The sequence below is a fragment of the Ferroplasma sp. Type II genome, from assembly GCF_000496155.1.
Map to the genome: position 1 here is coordinate 1 of NZ_KI542770.1, position 1,436 is coordinate 1,436.

1 protein-coding gene and 1 pseudogene are annotated in these 1,436 nt (G+C 39.0%); one reads left to right on the forward strand and one right to left on the reverse strand.

Annotated features, from left to right (window positions below):
• Positions 1 to 746, forward strand: a 746-nt coding sequence (locus AMDU4_RS10815; protein WP_021788010.1) for an IS5/IS1182 family transposase, incomplete at its 5' end; no start/stop codon positions are given.
• Between the two features lie 403 nt (positions 747 to 1,149).
• On the opposite strand, the pseudogene AMDU4_RS10820 reads toward AMDU4_RS10815, so the two are convergent.
• Positions 1,150 to 1,436, reverse strand: a pseudogene (locus AMDU4_RS10820) (hypothetical protein); the annotation flags it as partial.

Here is a 1,436-nt window from a genome sequence, read left to right on the forward strand (position 1 = left end):
ACATATGGCTGTTCAGGGAGAGGCTTTCCAGTACAGGTACAGACAGGAAGATATGGAAGCATATATGGAAGCAGCTGGAAGATCCGGGAAAGCATGGAAAGAAGAAGCCACCTGTGGGTCCTGAACTCCCTGGGGTAACGAAAGAAAAAACAGCAGAGGCACCGGATAAAGGGAAGACTGCAGGTACAGGCGGCAAGAAGAAGATGACAAAAGAGGAGAGGAAAGCTGCAAAGATAAGGGCATCTGAAAAGAAGAGGCTCAGGAGGGAAGAGAGAAGATCCGCGAAGACAAGAAGATCCAAGGATGGCACATGGACAAAGAAGAATTCAGCATCACACTTCGGCAATAAACTTCATACAGTACAGGGAACAGATATCCCGCTCATAAGGGAGTTCGTGGTAACCACAGCATCACTCCATGATTCTCAGGTTGATCTCAGCATTCCCGGAATTCCATGCTACAGGGACAAGGGATACGCAGGTGCACAGTGCAGAGGTATAAATGCAACCATGGACAAGGCAGCAAGGAACCATCCACTTGCTGTTGGGAAGATAAGAAGAAATCTCAGGATCACGAGAAAACGGTCTCCTGGAGAGAGGCCATATTCAGTAATAAAATGTGTCATGCATGGTGGCCATACATTCGTCACCATGGTGAGAAGGTACAGGGTCAAGGCAATGTTTCTCTGCCTTGGCTACAATGCACTTACCATGATTACATTGAAAAAACAGGGGAAGATAGCGTAAGCTATGGAAATAAAAGTAAAAAATAGAAGAAAAAAGAGGCAAATGGAAGATTAAGGCATACCATTTTAACATATTTCTGTAAAAAGTGGTGCATCTGGGAATTATTTCTATTGTTGAAGAAGATTTAGTGGGTTATTAGGAATCGTCATAAGTATTACCATACTTTGAACCAGATAATTTATGATAAATTATGATAAATATTTAAAAATTAATATTATTTAGAACAATTTAAAAATTACACCACGGGCAACTTCTGAAAATATTTAATTAATTTATTATTTATTGAATAAATGTATATTTCTCCCAGAGAATTCATCGATGTTGTTAACTCAGTGGTGTTCTTTCTGATTGAATTGTAAGGAATAATTAAAAAGAATCGAATTAAAGTTTGGAATTTAGTATTTCATACCTCAATCCAATCCTTTATGGGTTTTATGACAGTTATGATTCTTGAATTTTCATGTAGAGAAATGAACCCTCCTCCAATAAGTGCCTTCATGACTTCTGAACCCAGGGAACCTCCCAGATGAAATTCTTTTTCTGTTAGGTCTCTGCATCCATATGCAAAAATTCTTCCATGTCTCCTTTTTACAGGAATCTTAACGCCAAGCCTCATCATAATTATTTCGCCCTTATCAGTTAGATCAAATTCGGGTTTGTCATTTACCTGTTTAAGCCATTTTTTCAGTA